The sequence below is a fragment of the Gottfriedia acidiceleris genome (assembly GCF_004138285.1).
GTDB lineage: Bacteria > Bacillota > Bacilli > Bacillales > Bacillaceae_G > Gottfriedia > Gottfriedia acidiceleris_A.
Genome location: NZ_SCFN01000001.1, coordinates 496701 through 514180, shown reverse-complemented (window position 1 = coordinate 514180; position 17480 = coordinate 496701). Strand labels below are relative to the sequence as shown.

General features: G+C 31.5%; 17 protein-coding genes. 4 read left to right on the top strand and 13 right to left on the bottom strand.

All coding sequences use genetic code 11. The features are described 5' to 3' along the window. Positions 1 to 13: 13 nt before the first annotated feature. Positions 14 to 1012 carry an NAD(P)H-dependent flavin oxidoreductase gene (locus EP747_RS02265; protein WP_129688350.1) on the bottom strand — a complete coding sequence of 333 codons (999 nt, stop codon included), beginning with the start codon at positions 1010 to 1012 and terminating at the stop codon, positions 14 to 16. A gap of 472 nt (positions 1013 to 1484) precedes the next feature. Here EP747_RS02265 and EP747_RS02260 point away from each other — a divergent pair, with 472 nt between their 5' ends. After that, positions 1485 to 2933: a L,D-transpeptidase family protein gene (locus EP747_RS02260; RefSeq protein ID WP_129688349.1), complete on the top strand. Its 1449-nt coding sequence runs from the start codon at positions 1485 to 1487 to the stop codon at positions 2931 to 2933. 55 nt (positions 2934 to 2988) lie between these two features. Here EP747_RS02260 and EP747_RS02255 read toward each other — a convergent pair whose 3' ends face one another. The 3 genes from EP747_RS02255 to EP747_RS02245 form a co-directional block, all read right to left on the bottom strand. Continuing rightward, a complete protein-coding gene (locus EP747_RS02255) occupies positions 2989 to 3861 on the bottom strand; it encodes a 3D domain-containing protein (RefSeq protein WP_129688348.1) in 873 nt (290 codons plus the stop codon). 365 nt (positions 3862 to 4226) lie between these two features. After that, positions 4227 to 4661, bottom strand: a complete 435-nt coding sequence (locus EP747_RS02250) for a DUF6526 family protein (RefSeq protein WP_129688347.1) — start codon at positions 4659 to 4661, stop codon at positions 4227 to 4229. Between the two features lie 139 nt (positions 4662 to 4800). Continuing rightward, a complete protein-coding gene (locus EP747_RS02245) occupies positions 4801 to 5382 on the bottom strand; it encodes a vWA domain-containing protein (protein ID WP_129688346.1) in 582 nt (193 codons plus the stop codon). Positions 5383 to 5480: 98 nt separating this feature from the next. Here EP747_RS02245 and EP747_RS02240 point away from each other — a divergent pair, with 98 nt between their 5' ends. Next, entirely contained in the window at positions 5481 to 5975 is a 495-nt protein-coding gene (locus tag EP747_RS02240) for a hypothetical protein (RefSeq protein WP_129688345.1), read from the top strand. An 86-nt stretch (positions 5976 to 6061) separates the two neighbouring features. On the opposite strand, the gene EP747_RS02235 is transcribed toward EP747_RS02240, so the two are convergent. From EP747_RS02235 to EP747_RS02215, 5 genes are all read right to left on the bottom strand, one after another. After that, positions 6062 to 6559, bottom strand: a complete 498-nt coding sequence (locus EP747_RS02235) for a GGDEF domain-containing protein (protein WP_129688344.1) — start codon at positions 6557 to 6559, stop codon at positions 6062 to 6064. Beyond that, positions 6546 to 7175: a hypothetical protein gene (locus EP747_RS02230; protein ID WP_129688343.1), complete on the bottom strand. Its 630-nt coding sequence runs from the start codon at positions 7173 to 7175 to the stop codon at positions 6546 to 6548. Before EP747_RS02230 ends, EP747_RS02235 begins: the two co-directional genes overlap by 14 nt. A gap of 273 nt (positions 7176 to 7448) precedes the next feature. Continuing rightward, complete coding sequence (locus EP747_RS02225; protein ID WP_129688342.1) at positions 7449 to 8531, bottom strand: Ger(x)C family spore germination protein; 1083 nt, start codon at positions 8529 to 8531, stop codon at positions 7449 to 7451. Beyond that, complete coding sequence (locus EP747_RS02220) at positions 8528 to 9613, bottom strand: GerAB/ArcD/ProY family transporter (RefSeq protein ID WP_129688341.1); 1086 nt, start codon at positions 9611 to 9613, stop codon at positions 8528 to 8530. The genes EP747_RS02225 and EP747_RS02220 overlap by 4 nt, the downstream gene beginning before the upstream one ends. Before the next feature lie 17 nt (positions 9614 to 9630). After that, positions 9631 to 11118: a spore germination protein gene (locus EP747_RS02215; RefSeq protein ID WP_129688340.1), complete on the bottom strand. Its 1488-nt coding sequence runs from the start codon at positions 11116 to 11118 to the stop codon at positions 9631 to 9633. Between the two features lie 387 nt (positions 11119 to 11505). Here EP747_RS02215 and EP747_RS02210 point away from each other — a divergent pair, with 387 nt between their 5' ends. Both EP747_RS02210 and EP747_RS02205 read left to right on the top strand, forming a co-directional pair. Continuing rightward, a complete protein-coding gene (locus EP747_RS02210) occupies positions 11506 to 12153 on the top strand; it encodes a GntR family transcriptional regulator (protein ID WP_129688339.1) in 648 nt (215 codons plus the stop codon). A gap of 455 nt (positions 12154 to 12608) precedes the next feature. Continuing rightward, the gene (locus EP747_RS02205) at positions 12609 to 13247 is read left to right on the top strand and encodes a GntR family transcriptional regulator (RefSeq protein ID WP_165346798.1); all 639 of its coding nucleotides are present in this window, start codon (positions 12609 to 12611) and stop codon (positions 13245 to 13247) included. 78 nt (positions 13248 to 13325) lie between these two features. Here the strand turns inward: EP747_RS02205 and EP747_RS02200 are convergent, their stop codons facing one another. The 4 genes from EP747_RS02200 to EP747_RS02185 all read right to left on the bottom strand — a co-directional run bounded on the left by EP747_RS02200 (position 13326) and on the right by EP747_RS02185 (position 17444). After that, positions 13326 to 14282 (bottom strand): ABC transporter permease, encoded by a 957-nt coding sequence (locus tag EP747_RS02200; RefSeq protein WP_129688337.1) that lies wholly within the window; start codon positions 14280 to 14282, stop codon positions 13326 to 13328. Between the two features lie 66 nt (positions 14283 to 14348). Then, the gene (locus EP747_RS02195; protein WP_129688336.1) at positions 14349 to 15245 is read right to left on the bottom strand and encodes an ABC transporter ATP-binding protein; all 897 of its coding nucleotides are present in this window, start codon (positions 15243 to 15245) and stop codon (positions 14349 to 14351) included. Positions 15246 to 15713: 468 nt separating this feature from the next. Then, complete coding sequence (locus EP747_RS02190) at positions 15714 to 15968, bottom strand: DUF2187 family protein (RefSeq protein ID WP_129688335.1); 255 nt, start codon at positions 15966 to 15968, stop codon at positions 15714 to 15716. 459 nt (positions 15969 to 16427) lie between these two features. After that, positions 16428 to 17444 carry a LacI family DNA-binding transcriptional regulator gene (locus EP747_RS02185; RefSeq protein ID WP_129688334.1) on the bottom strand — a complete coding sequence of 339 codons (1017 nt, stop codon included), beginning with the start codon at positions 17442 to 17444 and terminating at the stop codon, positions 16428 to 16430. Between the last annotated feature and the right edge of the window lie 36 nt (positions 17445 to 17480).

The following is a 17480-nucleotide window of genomic DNA, read 5'->3' as shown; positions in this document are numbered from 1 at the left end:
CTTACATTATTATTTATTTACTTACAGTTGATTTTAATTTCTCTGCATGTTTATTTAGTTTATTAACAGCTTCACTATACTCTTCTTCCAGTTCATCTATAATGTCGGCAATTGAACTGATTTTTGTAATTGCCCCAACACCATGACCAGCAGACCATATTTCTTTCCAAGCCTTTGCATTCGATTCATTTTTCATTCCATCGAAATCGACTTTATCTTTCTTTTTCAATGTTTCAGGGTCAAGACCAGCCTTCACAATACTAGGAATTAACATATTCGCTTTAACGCCAGAGAATGCATCAGTCAGGACGATATCATCTTGCGTTGCATCAACTAACATTTGACGGTATTCATCATTTGCTAAGCTTTCCTTCGCAACAATGAAGCGTGTTCCCATATAAGCCAAATCAGCGCCCGCAGCTTGTGCAGCCAATATACTTTTACCAGTTGAAATACCACCTGCTAACACAATAATGCCGTCCCAGAACGTACGAACACTATCAACGAACGCAAAACCATTTAAATTTCCAGCATGACCACCGGCACCTGATGAAACTAAAATTAGTCCATCTACACCTGCCTCTGCTGCTTTTTTAGCAAACTTAATATCACTAACATCAGAAAAGACAAGTCCGCCATAACTATGTACAATATCAACCACTACTTTTGGAGAACCTAATGAAGTAATGACAAGTTCAGGCTTATGTTTTTTCAACAGCTCAAGCTCTTCTTGTAATCTGCTATAAGAGCTATGAACGACCATATTCATTGCCCATGGTGCAATTTTACGCTCCGGCTCATTTGCGCGTGCCAAAGCAAGCTGGTCATTTAATTGACCCATCCATTGATCAAGTACCTCAATTGGGCGAGCATTCGGTGCTGGAAATGACCCAATTACACCATTTAAACATGCTGCCTCTACTAGCTCAGGACCAGATACTAAAAACATAGGTGCAGAAATAGCCGGCACCCTCAGTTGACTCCACCATTTTTCAGGAATTTGTTTACTCATTTACATGTCCCTCTTTTCTTTACGGAATATTCTGATTATTATTAATGATACATTAGTAAACTATTATTTTCAACTCTGTCTCTGTTAAAAAGCTTTTTGAAGGCTATAAGAAATAGCCACTCTGCTAAACTTGATATACAAATATAATATAGTGAATAATAAATAAAGAGTCTTATTTACTCAATACATTAATAGATTCGTAAATTAAACAATCTTATTCTTCAATAATAGATAGAAAAATATTATTAGAATTCCAGTAAACCATTACATAATTAATTTAAACTTTTTAAATCTATACTTTCTCTTAGCATGTTCAAAATAAAAAAAGGAAAAAATTTCTACATCTAAACAAATTGTGACAGAGTTCGACCGTAGAAAATTGTAGAATAGTCACATATAATTAAATAATGTAATATAATTGTAATATTCTAATCTGAATTTCAGTAAACATTGATAGATGGACTACTTGGTTATGGGAGGAATTGTTTTGGAAAGCACTTTAAATATTAAAGGAAATAATATTCGACAAAGAAGATCATTTAAACGGTCTTTACCCTGGCATTTCATTACGGTTGGAATCCTTATTATTATCGCACTCATCATTGCATTCAGCTATCAGGCTAACCATTTTAATGCTCAAATCAAGATCAACAGCATAAATATAGGTGGACTGAGCGCAAAGCAAGCACTAAAAAAATTAAAAACAAGTGAACTTAAAAACATCGTTTATGTGGGTGATTTGCAAATTTTGGATGGAAAAGATACAAAGATGGGCTTTACGGAAAATGATCTGCCGGCTATAAAAGAAATAGTAAAAAGCCAGCGGACGTTTTTTCCTTCTTCAAAAGAAAAAAATTATTCTTTAGTGCCGAGTAAACGTGATGAAAATCAAATTCACACAATGAAAAAACAGATTAATGATAAGCTTCTCACTCTTAATAAGAGCTTAAAAGCTCCAAAAGATGCGACTGTTCAATTGAAACAAGGTAAAATTATTGTCTCTAAAAGCATTAGCGGTGAGCAATATGATGTCGATCGTCTATTAAAAGACTATAAGGGACAAGAATATACTAGTACAATCCGTCTAAACCCTGTATACATACAAGCAATCAAAGAAGACAATCAAATTGTGAAAAGTGAAAAGAAAAAACTTCAAGAACTACTTGGGCGGACAGTTCAGTACAAGGTTCAGGATAAAGTTTATTCTTTAAAAGCGAGTGAATTAATTCAAAATGCCACTGTGTCAAAAGATATGAAAGTTACGATTGACTCAAGTAATCTTAAAAACAAGATTGCTGAAGTAAATAACTCTCAATCTACTTTACATAAAAATTTTACATTTAAGACACATTCAGGATCAGTCATTTCAGTTAAAGGAGAAGGCTATGGGTGGGCATTAGATGTCGATAAAGAATCAACACTAGTTCAGAAGGCTTTTGAAACAGGAGAAAAATCTATTTCTGCTACTCATATTTTCGGAAATGGCTGGAATAATGAGGGGTATGGTTATAAGACGACCACAAACAATGGCATTGGCGATACATATGCTGAAGTATCGATTGCAGAGCAACGTATTTGGCTTTATAAAAATGGCAAATTGGTTGTCACAACCAGTGTCGTTACAGGAAAACACATTACCGGTGAAGACACATCAAAAGGTGTGTGGTATATCCTTTATAAACGGACTCCATCTATCCTAAAGGGCTCCCATGTTGGTCTTGGGCCTTATGAAGTGAAAGTCGATTATTGGGCACCATTCACAAACAGCGGACAAGGTTTCCACGATGCTAGCTGGCGAAGCAACTGGTCAAGCAATGCCTATCTAACTGCAGGATCTGGGGGTTGCGTCAACACACCACCTGATGTAATGAAAACCGTATTTGATAACCTCAGCACATATGAGCCGGTAGTCATCTACTAAAAAATAGCATCATAAAAAACACTGAAACATGTAACGTTTCAGTGTTTTTTTATGATTAGTTTAAGATAGTTACTTTCACTTGTTTTCTTCCAAAATTAATCGCATCTTGTTTATTTGCTATAAAGACATCAATTCGTTTTCCTTTAATGGCTCCACCAGTATCTCCAGCGATTGCTTCACCATAACCTTCTACATACACTTTACTGCCAAGTGGGATAACATTTGGATCAACGGAAATCACTTTTGTATTTGGATTCTTTATTAAGTTGATTCCAGTAGCAGTAACCCCGGAACACCCTTTACAAGAAGCTGTATATGCAGTAGCTTCCACTGTAACTACTTTTGAGCCCGTTACTTTTGTTGTAGATGCACTTTCTTTAGGTTTAGATACATCTTCTTTCGGTGCAGGTGCACTTTCTTTTGGAGTAGATACACTTTCTTTTGGTGTAGATACTTCTTCTTTCGGTGCAGCTACAGTCTTTGGTGACACTGTTTCTGCCGGCACATTTGAAGTAGTTTCTGTTTTTGTTACAGTACTTGTATTTGTAACTTCAGATCGAACAGTATTTTTTACGCCTTCAAAGATTAATAGATTTAATCCAGGGTGAATGAGATCCGTATGTAAGTTGTTCCATTCTTTAATTTGTGAAACTGTTGTATCATGATTTTTCGCAATATCCCATAAGGTATTACCTTCTTCAACTAGATAATGTTTTTCTGGTGCAATGGTTAGTTCATCACCAGGATGAATAAGATCTGTAGTTAAACCGTTTAACATTTTAGTATTTTCTACAGTAGTATTATTTGTGCGTGATAGGTCCCAAAGGGTATCCCCTTTTTTTACTGTGATCGTTGCAGCCTGTACATTAGCACTTACAGTTACTGAGAGTACAGTAGCTGCTGTAATGGTCATTATTTTTTTAAGCATTTCTTTTACCCTCCATGTTCCTTCATTTGCTAATTTTCACTAATCGTAACATAGATTTTCCAGGAAAAAGTAACAGGGAGATGATAAATCATTTACTTTAATGGTATGTTTGTTACAGTAATATAACTAAAATTATGGAATTATCGGTAAAAAAAGGTACTTCCTCAGCCTCTTTTCAAGTTGAATTCCCCGTAATATTCGGTACTGAGCTCCACCATTCATTTTTTGAAATCAATATTACAATAAGACGAAAAAATTACATATATTAAATGATATATTCCAAATAATTCAATGACATCTTTATTTTTCCCAAAAATTTTCCCATAAAAAAAGGACCAATACTAAGTAAGGTCCTTAAACTAAAATTAAACGCGATACTCATCCGCACGCCAATTTTTAATATTTTGTTTAATCTCTTTCGAACTCAGTCCTTCATTTACCGCTCTTTCACTTAACGCTACAAATTCCTCATCACTTGAAAATCGTAATGCAATGATTTGCCCCATTGTTAATTGAGGATTTAACGGTTTACCAGTTAGCGTAAAATGACGAAAATTTTCTTCCATTCGAATGACACGGTCTTGCACTTTGTTGGAATAAAGTCTTGTTAACAAAAACGAAACAACTAATAAAAGCGAAGTGACTAAAATAAATACTGCTAACCAAATATGATCGCTATTTTTTATCGCGCTGCATAAGTTAACGATTGAACCAATGATCGTGATTAACGCTAATGGTGCTCCAAAAAAGTGGAAAACTGGATGATATCTAACGTGATGATCTAAGCTTTGCTGTTTCATATGTACATCTCTCCTCTAAATATGTTTTATGTCCCTATTCTAACATTATTATTCTAACTTCTTTTTTATCATTAAAGAATTTTTATTTACAATAAAAAAATCTAGTAAGTCAAAAGGGCTTACTAGATTTGAATCAAAATTATATCCTTTTTTCTGACACTGCTTCGCATATTACACTATACATATGATCAACACCCTCATTAGAAGATTCAAAAGTATAAGCATTTTCTTTTAAAATTCCTAGGCTACTTGCTTCTTTTGCTACATCCATATTTGCTCCCATAAAAATAAATTCCCATTTATACTTTTCTTGTTGGTGATGGATAAGATGCTTCACTTTACTATACGTAAATTCAACACTCGCATTCTCTAACCCATCAGTAGTAATAACAAAAATGACTTTACCAGGTCTTTCCATCTCGTTACATAAAGACAATCTGTTGCCTACATTTAAGATGGTTTTACCTACTGCATCTAAAAGTGCAGTAGTGCCTCTTACAAAATACTCTTTATCCGTTAATTTTACTTCATGTGCATTAATCCCGGTCCATAAGACTTCATATTGATCGTCAAAAAGCACTGTAGTTACATTCGTTTCTCCATCAAAACTACTTTGTTTTTTAATAAAGGCGTTAAATCCACCGATCGTATCACTTTCAAGTCCACCCATTGAACCACTTCTATCTATTAAAAATATAATTTCTGTTTTATTACTGTTCATTTAATCCAGCCCCTTCATTCTTGATGTTATAATAGTAACTGAATTAATTAGTAGATAGGTCGCCTTGAAAGAGACATTTTGAAAGGGGGATTTTAAAAATGCTTAGCCAAGAATTCTTGATTGAATTACAAATATATGTAAAACGCCATTTAGATGAAGTAAAAATAGAAGAATTACATTTTAGTAAGAATGAAATGTATGCTGCTGAGCCTTTAGAAAATTTAGAGATTGAAGCATTTATTAAAAATAAACTGAAACCAACATTTAGAGAGCTCTTATTTAACTTTATTGATAAAAAAAATGTCAGTGACCCATTAATCTATAAAAAGGCGGGAATTGACCGAAAACACTTTTCAAAAATCCGCTCCATTCCTAATTACCATCCAAAGAAAAATACAATAATTGCTTTATCACTAGCACTTGAACTAGATAAAATTGAAACCAGCGAACTCTTAAGTTCTGCTGGCTATACATTATCAGACAGCGATTCAAATGATTTAGTAATAAGATTTTTCTTAGAGAAGAACATTTATGATATCGATTTAGTCAACGAAGCATTGAACCATTTTAATTTAAATCCACTAATAAAATAAAGCAGCAAAATAAATAAAAAACATCTTAAATCACCTTTTTCAAAAGTGATTAATAGATGTTTTTTCATTTAACAATATTCCATATTTTAGCAACTCACTTGATCTCTTCCATTATGCTTCGACTTGTATAATGCCTGATCAGCTTGCTTAACTAATTTTAAGTAATCTTGTTCAGTTTCAGCAATCAATGATGCTACACCAATACTCAATGTAACCATTTTTTTCTCAGATTGCTCATGTTCAATCTTTAATTTTTTTATATTTTTACATAATCGATTACCTATTTTAATTGCATCATTCAGATCAGCTTTCGGTAACAGAATTGAGAATTCCTCTCCTCCATACCGTGCAACAATACCTGATGAGCTAGTCGTCTCTAATTGCAAACTTGTTGCTACTTTTCTTAGGCATTCATCACCTTTTGGGTGACCATATAAATCGTTATATTTTTTAAAATAATCCACGTCAATCATTAATAATGTCATTGGTATTGATGTTTCATAGGATTTGGAACATCCATTTAAAAGTTGTTTTTCAAAGTATCTACGGTTATATAGTCCGGTTAGACTGTCAACATTTGCGATTTTCCATTTTCTTTAACTTTATTTCTGTATTACGTGTTTGATAGGCTATAAAGTAACTTAATAATAATGCTGGAATAAACATTAAGATCCAATATCCAATCGTTTGGAATAACCTTCCTACTACAATGTCACCAATAGGTCTTAGCATCCATTTATCGATTAAATAAAAACCAAAACATTTAATCAAAATGATCAAAGGAGTCAAAATTAGAATACTTTTCTTTTCATCCCATTTTTGATAATTCATAAAGAAACCAAAAAATAAGATAAACAATAGCAATGCCGCATCTATTAGGTAAATAAAGTTAAATCCATTTATAAAATAAAACCCAATAATATCGAAGAAAAAAATTGTAACTAAAGTAATATTACCAAAAAAGATTGCTGCAATTTCCATTCCTAGCGTTTTAATTTGAATATTCATTCCAAGATCTGTGACAATCGGGAAATTAATTAATAAAATCGTTAATACACTTAATAGAACACCGATAAAAAATTCTTGTAATATCGATTTTCCTGCAAACCTTTTTCTTGCTTCTCCCCATAAGATGGAGGATGTTAAATAGAAAAAACTAATGATGATTGTAAGGGTTATAAAAATATTTTTAAAAAGCATAATCCCTCCAGGAATTACCTTAAAATAAATATGAATTTTTTTGAAAATGTTAGACTTTTTCGCAATTCATTTTTGCTTTATTAATATAGTTTATTTTTCCGCAATATTATATTAACATACTCAAAACACATTTTGTATACAATTTACATACGCTTTTTTGAATATGGACGATATAAAAAATAGGCGTCTTTCAGTCAACATATGACCTCCAGACGTCCCCTTTTTAATTATATTTACTTTTTAATAGTCCTTTTTGTGCCTTCATGCTAAAGACTATTCAACGATTCCAGTATGAAGTATATCTAAATTAACCTTTACTTTAATTTTTGCACTAGAATACTGTTTCCTCCATTTTTTCCCATCAAAGTCCCTTTGATGTGCTTCTAATTTTGAGCCGAAACCAATTGGATCTACATTATTTTTTTGAAGGAGTGAAATAAGCTCCTGTGCATTTTTTTCAATATCCCTCTCAATTGCTTTTCTTATTTCTTTAATATGCTTTGGAAATACGATTGGTTTATCACCAGTATATTCTTGAATTCTAGCATTCATCTTCAAATGAACTATAAACTCTGGTTTTCCTTTTTTTATTTTGATATCATATTTACTTTTAGATTTTATATTATCGATTGCTACATAATCTCCATCAATTTTGAACTGATGTAAACCTTGTTTATAATTTTCTTTCATCCCTTTAAAAATGAAAGCATATTTCCATGGAATAATTGTTATGAGTTTATCTCTTTTGAAAGTTGCAATGCCATTTAATTTAATCTTGTCATTCACTATTTTTAATACCGGTAAATACGGATCCTGCCCTACTTCAAAATATTGATAGACAAACGTTGAGAAATCGGTGTAGGGAAAAGGTCCAGTCTCTGAATTGTGTACAAGGAGATCGTAAAGATATAAAGCTATGTTTTCATCTTTATATTGTTTTAATGAAAGTAAATCACTTGTTTCACCATCAACTATAGCTAATTGTATGATATTCCCTACGGCCGGGTCCCGATTAAACGTATCAACAATGCGAAAAAAACCTTTTTTGGCTAAGTCCATACTAAATGTTACAACCCGCATCTGACCTGCCATTAGCCGATACCTCATTTGACTATCTAATCTTTCCCTTACTTTTTTTATTGATTCTCCATTTGCAGAAGACACTTTAAATTCGATCTGTCCAGATGGTCGAAACACAGGGAAAACAACAGTCCCTTTCAGTTGTTTCGGTTTTGGAAGGTCGAACCCAGCTGCTTCAATAATATTTAGTTCATTAACATTCGCAGACGGAACAAGTGCACATCCATTTAAAGATAATGCAATACAAATAATAAAAAATAGAAGATATTTTTTCATTTTGCTTTCCTAGACTTCGTTATCATAAAAATGATTGAAAAGAGTGGTATATAAACATAAAAAATGTATAGAGAAATTTTACTGGTATAATCTGCAAATGCATTAATTTGATATCGAGTTTCAAGTAATTGACAAACGATAAAGCTAATTACACTAATCAATATTAATGTATACTTTTGCTTCCATTTAAAAATTAATTTTAAGCCTCTACTTGAGCTCCATAATAATAGAGCTAAAATTGAAATAACCTTAATTAAAAAACTGGAAATTAGTATATATTCAAATCTTTCTAAAAATGGAAAATGAATTAATTTGGCTATATAGATTCTCGCCCAGATTACATGTTCAATTTGTTTTTCACTTAAAAGTAAAAATGTTGTAAAAGCCGATAAAGTGAAGACTAAAGTTGAAAAAGCGGTTCCCCATTGAGCAAACTTTTGAGAAGCATTTCCATTCCGAATAAATGGAAAAACCATAAGTAATATTTCAAATCCCGCCATTGTATAGATTGAATTTTTTGCAGACAATAACAAATCTTTAAACGAATGATCAAGGATAGGTAAAATATTATCCATATGTATATATTTATGTGGCAAATGAAATAGCAAAGCATAAAGCAATGCCGTAAAGATTCCAGATAGAAATGCAATTCCAACTACTACACGAAACCCACCTGATACGATGTAATAGCATAATAATAAAATGATAGACGATAATAGCCACGTTGATATAGACGGAAACATCCAAACTTGAACGATTTCAATATATAATCTTAAAACAGAGATACTTAATATTACATAATAGATTAGAATAAGTAAACTTAAAGCTGAACCAACTATATTACCAAAAAATTGCTTATGAGCATCAATAATGTCCCCCTTCGCATTCATTAATAATTTATACATAAACCATACAATTATATTAACAATAAACCCAGCAATTATGACACTAATCCATGCATCATAACCAGCATCTTTTGCGATGATTCGTTGAAATCCTAAAACACCTACCCCTATTTGAGAGCTTGTAATAATAAAAAATAGGAGATACGGTGAAACTTGTTGTCTTCTATACGATGCCATTAATAATTCTCCCCTTTTTATTCATCAAAATCACTCGGTGGACCTGGACGTTTTATATCATTTGTTGCTCGAAAAAGTGTAGCTGGTCTTAAATTCGTAGGTCTTTTTTTCTGCTTTGCAAATGGTAATCTGATCCACAAATCATTAAATGACGTTTTCCTAAACGGATACGATCCAATATATGGTCTCCCTAAAGAGGTTAAACGAAGCAAATGCGTAATTAAAAAGATAAATCCCATAAAAATCCCTAAAAGTCCAATTAGCTGAGCCATTATTATTACTGGAAACTTTATAAATCGAATTGTATTGTTAAATTTATAGATTGCAGATGTGTAGGATGCAAGTGTACCAAGTCCTACTAAGATTAAGAGAATATTACTCGTAAGCTTAGCTTCTACAACAGCTTGCCCAATTACAATACCACCAACAATACCAAGTGTTTGTCCAATTTTTGATGGTAATCGAAGTCCAGCTTCCTTTACTAGCTCAATAGTAATTTCTAAAAATAACACCTCAAAAATTGGAGGAAATGGTACAGATGCTCTAGATATTACTAATGATTCAAGTAAGCGAGGTGGAATAAGCTCATAATGATAGGTCAAAACTGCAACATAAAAGGGCGTTATGAAAATCGATAGTGCAAAACCAAACATTCTAAGAAAACGGAAAAAAGTTGCAAGCACCCAATTGACATAATAGTCTTCCATCGATATAAAAGTTTCGTCAATTAAAGCAGGTGTAAGAAGAACATTTGGTGAACCGTCCACAACAATGGCGATTTTCCCTTCAGTTAAACCTCCGACTGTACGATCAAGTCTTTCAGTTGGAATCGATTGTGGAAAAATAGAATGCGTGTTATCCCCGATCATAGACGAAATAAAAGAACTATCAGGAATATGATCATATTGAATATCTTTTATCCTCTGTGTAACCGTATTAACATTTTCATCATCAGCAATTCCACTAATATAGATAACAGCAACACTCGTTTTTGATAGCTTTCCAACTACCAATTCCTCGATATGAAGATCAGAAATTGGTAGTTTATTTCGAATTAAATTTATGTTTACATCCATATCTTCTACAAATCCAACCTGCGGACCTAAAGTAGTAGCTTCCATTATAGGAGGACCAATTGTTCTGGAAACATTATTCGAAATATTAACCAATAAACAATCAGTTAAATTATCACCATACTGAATTGCCGTATAGCCTTTTAGCAGTTTACTTTTGATTTTAGAACTATCTGAAGTAATCGTAAGTTGTTGAACGGGAAGCTGCGACATCAAATCTTCAAGAGTATAATTCTTTGACAAATATGGAAGTACTTGATCATGCATTATCTCAGATCTAATTAACGTTCGGTAAAAATAAATACTATAGTAACTATCATTCTCAAGATCACTTGAAGTTTTAAATTTAATAAAATCATTTGATTTCGATAATTCATCAATCCAATTTTCATTTGAGGAATCTTTTTTCATACCATCTTTATAAGTTCTCATACCATTCCCCTATTTTGATTTTATTTTATGATTTGAAATGGGGATGGAAATTATTCTAATTAATGGAAATAAATTACATCCTGTCTTATTAGAACATAAAAAAGTTACTGTATTGCATTTTTAATGCTTTACAGTAACTTTTATGAATTATATACATTTAATCAACTTAAACTAAATTCCCTAAATTTGTATTTAAACTCTTTGCTCCACTTGAATTTAGTTAATATTTAATCTGTTTATATTCTCATCCCCCTACGTTCCTTTATTAAAATAATGAAATATTTTATTCAAAAGTTTATCTATTAGATTTTTATTGTATACTAATTAAAGAATTCAATAAGGAGACCTTTTTTGAAATAGCTAATACATTTTTGGTAGGAGAGTAAAATGGCAAAAGAGAAAACATTAGAACAAATTGCATATGAAAAATTAAAAAGCTTAATCCTATCAGGTGAGTATCAAACTGGTATGCATTTGAAGGAAACTGCACTTGTATCTGAACTACAAATGAGTAGAACACCGATTAGAAGAGCACTTGGAAGACTTGTATCCGAAGGGTTGTTATCACACAATAACTTTCATGGAACGACTGTTACATATACTCATTTTACTTTACACGAAATTATAAATATGATTGAAATTCAATGGTGCTTTGCTGTATTTTGTGTAGAAAAATCCCAAAGGAAGCGTACTCCATTTAATGTAAAACTACTTAGAGAAATTACTGCCTCTATGGAAAAAGCATACAATCAAGATGATGCCCGCAATTATCACCGAGCGTTGACAGAGTTTTATAAAACATTCTTACTAAATTCTCAAAACAATTTAATCATTGAAATGCTTGATAATCTATGGAAAAGATTTACTGAAGAAGCAACGTCATCTAATGTATTTAATGTAAGAAAAAATAGAATTCCACACACATTAGAATTATATAATTCTCTTGTTGATCAGGTTGAAAAATCGGAATTTGATAAAGCGACTGAAATTTTAACTCAACTTAAAGAAGAAGCATTTATGGATTTAATGTTCTAATATATATTCAATAAAAAACATCTAAGACTTTTAAGGCTTTAGATGTTTTTTATTGATTACCCCAGAATTTATTAATAAAGATTATTTTTGTATACAATATTTACACTAAATTTCATCATACTTCGTATTGTTTACTTCAGAATGCATTTAAACATTCTCCTACTATTTTATCACTTTGATTAATCCGTTAAATAATTTCATTTAATACCATATTATAGTAATAATTATTTTCTATACTATTTAATCAATTATATTGTATACTTTTTGTATAATACTTGTTCTATTAACACAGTTTTACTTTTCTTCGATAAAAAAGGTTAGTGACATCTGTAGGACAATATATTAGAATTATGAGTTTAGTTGCTCATTAAAGAAACTTGAGTGGATTTAGATAAAATCGCACTCCTGTTTAGCTGTGTACAAAAATAACACTAGAAAGTAGGATGGTGAATTACTTGCCTAATAATATAACATTAGAACAAAAAGCATATGAAGAAATAAAAAAATTTATCATACAAGGTAAATATTCTCCTGGAACATATATAACTGAAGCATCACTTGAAAAGGATTTAAGTATGAGTAGAACTCCTATTCGAAGAGCACTAGTCAAGTTGGAAGCAACTGGTTTGGTTAAACATTTTAAAAATCAGGGCTCAATGGTGCAAAATATCCAAATTACAATGATTGATATTGTAAATTTTTTAGAATTTCGATTATTTTTAGGAATTGGAAGCATTGAAAAGGCTAAAAGAAAAATGCTTGATTTTCCAATTAATGAAATGAATGAATGCATTCAATTATTGAAAAATGCGGTTGCTGAAGAAGAGCATGAATTATATTACGTAGAAGCAAATCGCTATCATAATCTTATTTTACAAACAAGCCAAAATGATTTAATGATGGAAACGATCGGAACTTTACAAAATAAATTTGAAATTATTGCAAGTAAATATTATTCCTATAGAAGAAGTTCAGTTGAAAATCATATTAAGATGTACGAAGAATTAACTAAATTTTTTGAAGAAAAAGAGTATGACCAAGCATTGAAACTATATAATGAAATGATGAAAGAAAAAATACAATCATTATTTTAGAAATAAAAAACCTTATTCTACAATTAGAATAAGGCTTTTTTAATGAGATTAGTCCTTAAATAAGAACACTCTAACAACTTAAGCTGTTACATCTCGTTTTGAAAATACAACTAATGATAATCCTAGGAAAATAACAAAATAGACTAATAATACAATTACTGAAAATGTCATTGTCATTCCTTCAACCATTGGAGTGCCATTTACGTACTGCATTAAATTCGTATTTGCAAATAAGATAAATTTTGTCCAGTCAAAGAATCCAGCCAAAATAGTTGTTACCGTACTTCCGACTGTTAATAGTAAAATTGAAATACCAATCGCAATTGTATTGTTCCTAAATACCGTTGAAACCATAAACGCCATCGTAGCAAGCATAAATGTTTCGATGAAACTCATGACGTAAAGCTTTGCAGAATAGACAAGTCTACTTTGCTCTTCAACATGGCCATCGACAAATGCTAAATATGAAGTATTCCCACTTCCTGTACCAAAAAGTGCTAAACCTAATAGATTCGAAACCACAAATAATATAAATAACATCGCAAAACCAAATAGAATACTAGTTAAATACTTTGACATAATTATTTTTTTTCTAGAAAACGGACGGATTAATAAAAGCTTAATCGTACCCCAATTAAATTCACTCGCCACTATATTGGCAGAAACGATAATCGTAAATAGTCCTACTAATATAATTAAACTTGATGAAGTATCCATAAAGGTCCAAACATTCGTCTTTTCATATGGTGGTATATTATGCTCTATTCTGTACTCATTAATTGCAATTGATCGTTCTAAAAATGGTCTTTGAAGGTCATTTTTATCACTTATACCTTTTAATTGCTTTTTATCTTCTGCTGTTTGCACTTGTAGTGCTTGCTTCCAATTCTTATCTGCATTTTGCTCTTTTTTATGTTCATTATATTTTACAAATGAACCCATAGCTCCTACAAGTATAATAATAAGAGCAACCATCACAATTGTACCTGGTCTTTTAATAATCTTTATCCATTCATTTTGAATCAATTTTAACATATCCTAAGTTCCTTTCTTTTTGAAATTCTAAAGCATCAACAAACTAATAAGACTTCTAAAGAGTTGTTAAACATTCGTAATTTCTAAGAAACGATCTTCCAATGTTTTTGCATTTGCCTTAAATCCATATAAGCGAATGCGATTTTCGACCAATAACTCAATTACATTCGGTACATCTTCTCTCGTTAATTCAATATGTATTTCTCCAGCAACTAATTGAGCATTATGTTTAGATAATACTTTAAGTGCAGTTTCATTATTATTCACTTCAATTGAATATGTTTGTACATCTTCAGTTGTAAGATCTGTTACAGTTTGTACATCTACAAGCTTACCTTGTTGAATAATACCAATTCGATCACACATCATTTCCATTTCTGCTAATAAGTGACTCGATACAATAATGGCCATTCCTTTTTTCTTCGTAAGCAGCTGCAAGTGATCCCTCATTTCACGGATACCAGCTGGATCAAGTCCATTCGTAGGTTCATCAAGAATTAAAACCTTCGGATCATGCAATAAGCATTGAGCTAGACCAAGACGCTGTCTCATACCAAGAGAATACGTTTTAACTTTTTGACGAATAGCTCCAGTTAAACCAACAAGCTCAACAACTTCATCAATTTTCTCTTTTGTCACATTCTTATCCATTCGAGCATATTGCAGTAAATTATCATAACCACTTAGAAATTTATACAATTCTGGATTCTCTACAATTGCCCCTACATTCTTAATTGCATCTTCAAAATTGGACTTAATACTATGACCATTAATGACAACGTCACCTTCAGAAATATTCATCAAACCAACCATCATCCTGATCGTCGTCGTCTTACCAGCTCCATTTGGACCTAAGAATCCAAAAACTTCGCCTTCAAAAATATCAAAGCTTAAATCAGAAACAATCTTCTTCCCTTTTATTTCCTTTGATAAGTTCTTAATTTGTACAATTGCCTTTTTCATTTCGTCCTCCTTATTTCCAATATTTTCTAAATTTCTAATTCTATTTTAACAAAACTAATTGGAGAGCAAAACAGTCTAAAGTCTGAGTTTGTTAAAAACCGGAGGATATTGTTACAAAAATATGAAGAATATTACATATTTCGCTGTTTTTTAACTGATTTCTGAAATATTTTAGGGATCACAGTGTTAAATTGTGGATATTAGTGGCACTTGTTTTCTTTTCTTTAAATTTTATGTTGCCTAAAAAACTATTTTTATAGATTGTATAAATAGATCATAACAACAAAAATTTGTACTTAATTCTTTCATCAGAAATAAAATTTGTTAAGTTCTTTTTAAATCTAAAGTAGTTTTACATATTGAATTTTTACTATTTCAGAAATTTAATAGGTGTATTTGTACCTAAATTTAAAAATAGCCTTAACCCTTAAATTTGGGCTAAGGCTATTTTCTAGGAAATTAAGCTTGTTAACTTTTTGAAATAGAAGCTAAAATTTTATACTTTTTGTGGTTGATTACAGTGTGATCATGTTCGTAATATTTTCGGTGGGTACGATCACTTCTCATATCTACAATTACAGAGTTTGAAAGAACTTTTGTTACAATTCCTTTTACTAAATTTGGTTTGATCTCATTATCCTCTTTTGGCGTAAATTCGATTTCGTCACCAGGTCTAACATAATATTTATTCATTGTTATGATTGTTTTATTATTTTTGCACATATCTTAGTCACCTTTTTTCATCAACTTTTATTTAATATTACAAAAATATCTGAATATTCAAAAGAGAACTGGATACTAGATTTCATCGTGACGATGTACCTAAAAATAAGTGTATAAACAGTGCTAGATAACTAATGTTTTATTCTTTATGTCAGGATGCTTTATTAATTTAGTCTCTTACGATGTTTTATTGCCTTTTATTAGATGGGAAGTTATTTTGGAAAAGTAGGAAATTAATAACAGCAATTAAATGTTACTTTACGAAGAGAGTTTAGCGCTGATTATTTCTAATTAAACTCATTGGATTGAATATAAATTCTAGTTTAAAACAAAAAAGACTGTATGCATACACGATTTTCATCGAGTTTTTCTACAGCCTTTGCCCTCATTGTTCTATGAACATGGGGATAAATCTATTACTAATTTAAATTCAAATATATCCAAGCAAAGTTTGAATCGTTACCCCTTAGGCAAAAAACCTAAAGTAGATTCTCTTTTAACTAGTGCAACTTCTAGTTGATATTCTTCGGTATCATCTGTCTCTTCTATTAAATGGATTAATTTATTAGTTGCAGTGACGCCGATTCGATAGATTGGTTGGACGATTGTACTCAGTTCTGGTTCTACCATTTCAGCTATTTTAATTCCATCGAATCCAATAATGGCAATATCAGAAGGCACTTTGATATTCAGCATTTTTAATGCCTTTAAAGAACCAATTGCCATTAAGTCATTAGCAAGAAATATACCATCTACTTCTGGATGATCCTCAAGCAACTTTTGGGTTAATTGCTTACCACTTTCCATCGCAAAATCCCCTTGGTATACAATTGGTTCTTGTAATGGGAAGTATTTTTGCAAAGTATCTAGATATCCTCTCTGCCTGTCATTCGCAGGAATGAAAACATCAGGACCGCTAATATGAGCGATATTTTTACATCCAAGTTCATATAAATGTTCAACAGCCATTACAGCACCTTGGTAATTATCCACGCCTACTGAATTAGCTGTATGCGTATCGACTGCACGGTCCACTCTAACAAATGGTATTTGTAAATTCTGTAAGCTTTTTAGAATCTCTTCATTAAATTCAAATGATGCCAACACAAAACCATCGATATATCTGCTTTGAAATTCCTTCCAAAACATAGGGTTTTTTAGATCATTATTATTTGAATTAACTAGTATTAGGCCATACCCTTTTAACTTAGCAACTTCTTCAATTGCAACAACCAATTCTGGAAAGAACGGATTTGAAATATCAGGGATAATTAAGGCAATTGTTTTCGATTTTTGTTTCGCAAGTCCTCTAGCAATCTCGTTTGGTTTATAATCAAGCTTTTTCATAACTACTTTAATTTTTTGTTCGGTTTCGGGACTAATATAACTTATTTTATTTATATATCTTGATACCGTAGCTACAGAAACACCAGCTTCTTTTGCGACATCTCGAATCGTCGCTTTCTTATTCTTCACTAGATTGTACTCCCCTAAAATGTAACATATTTTCTA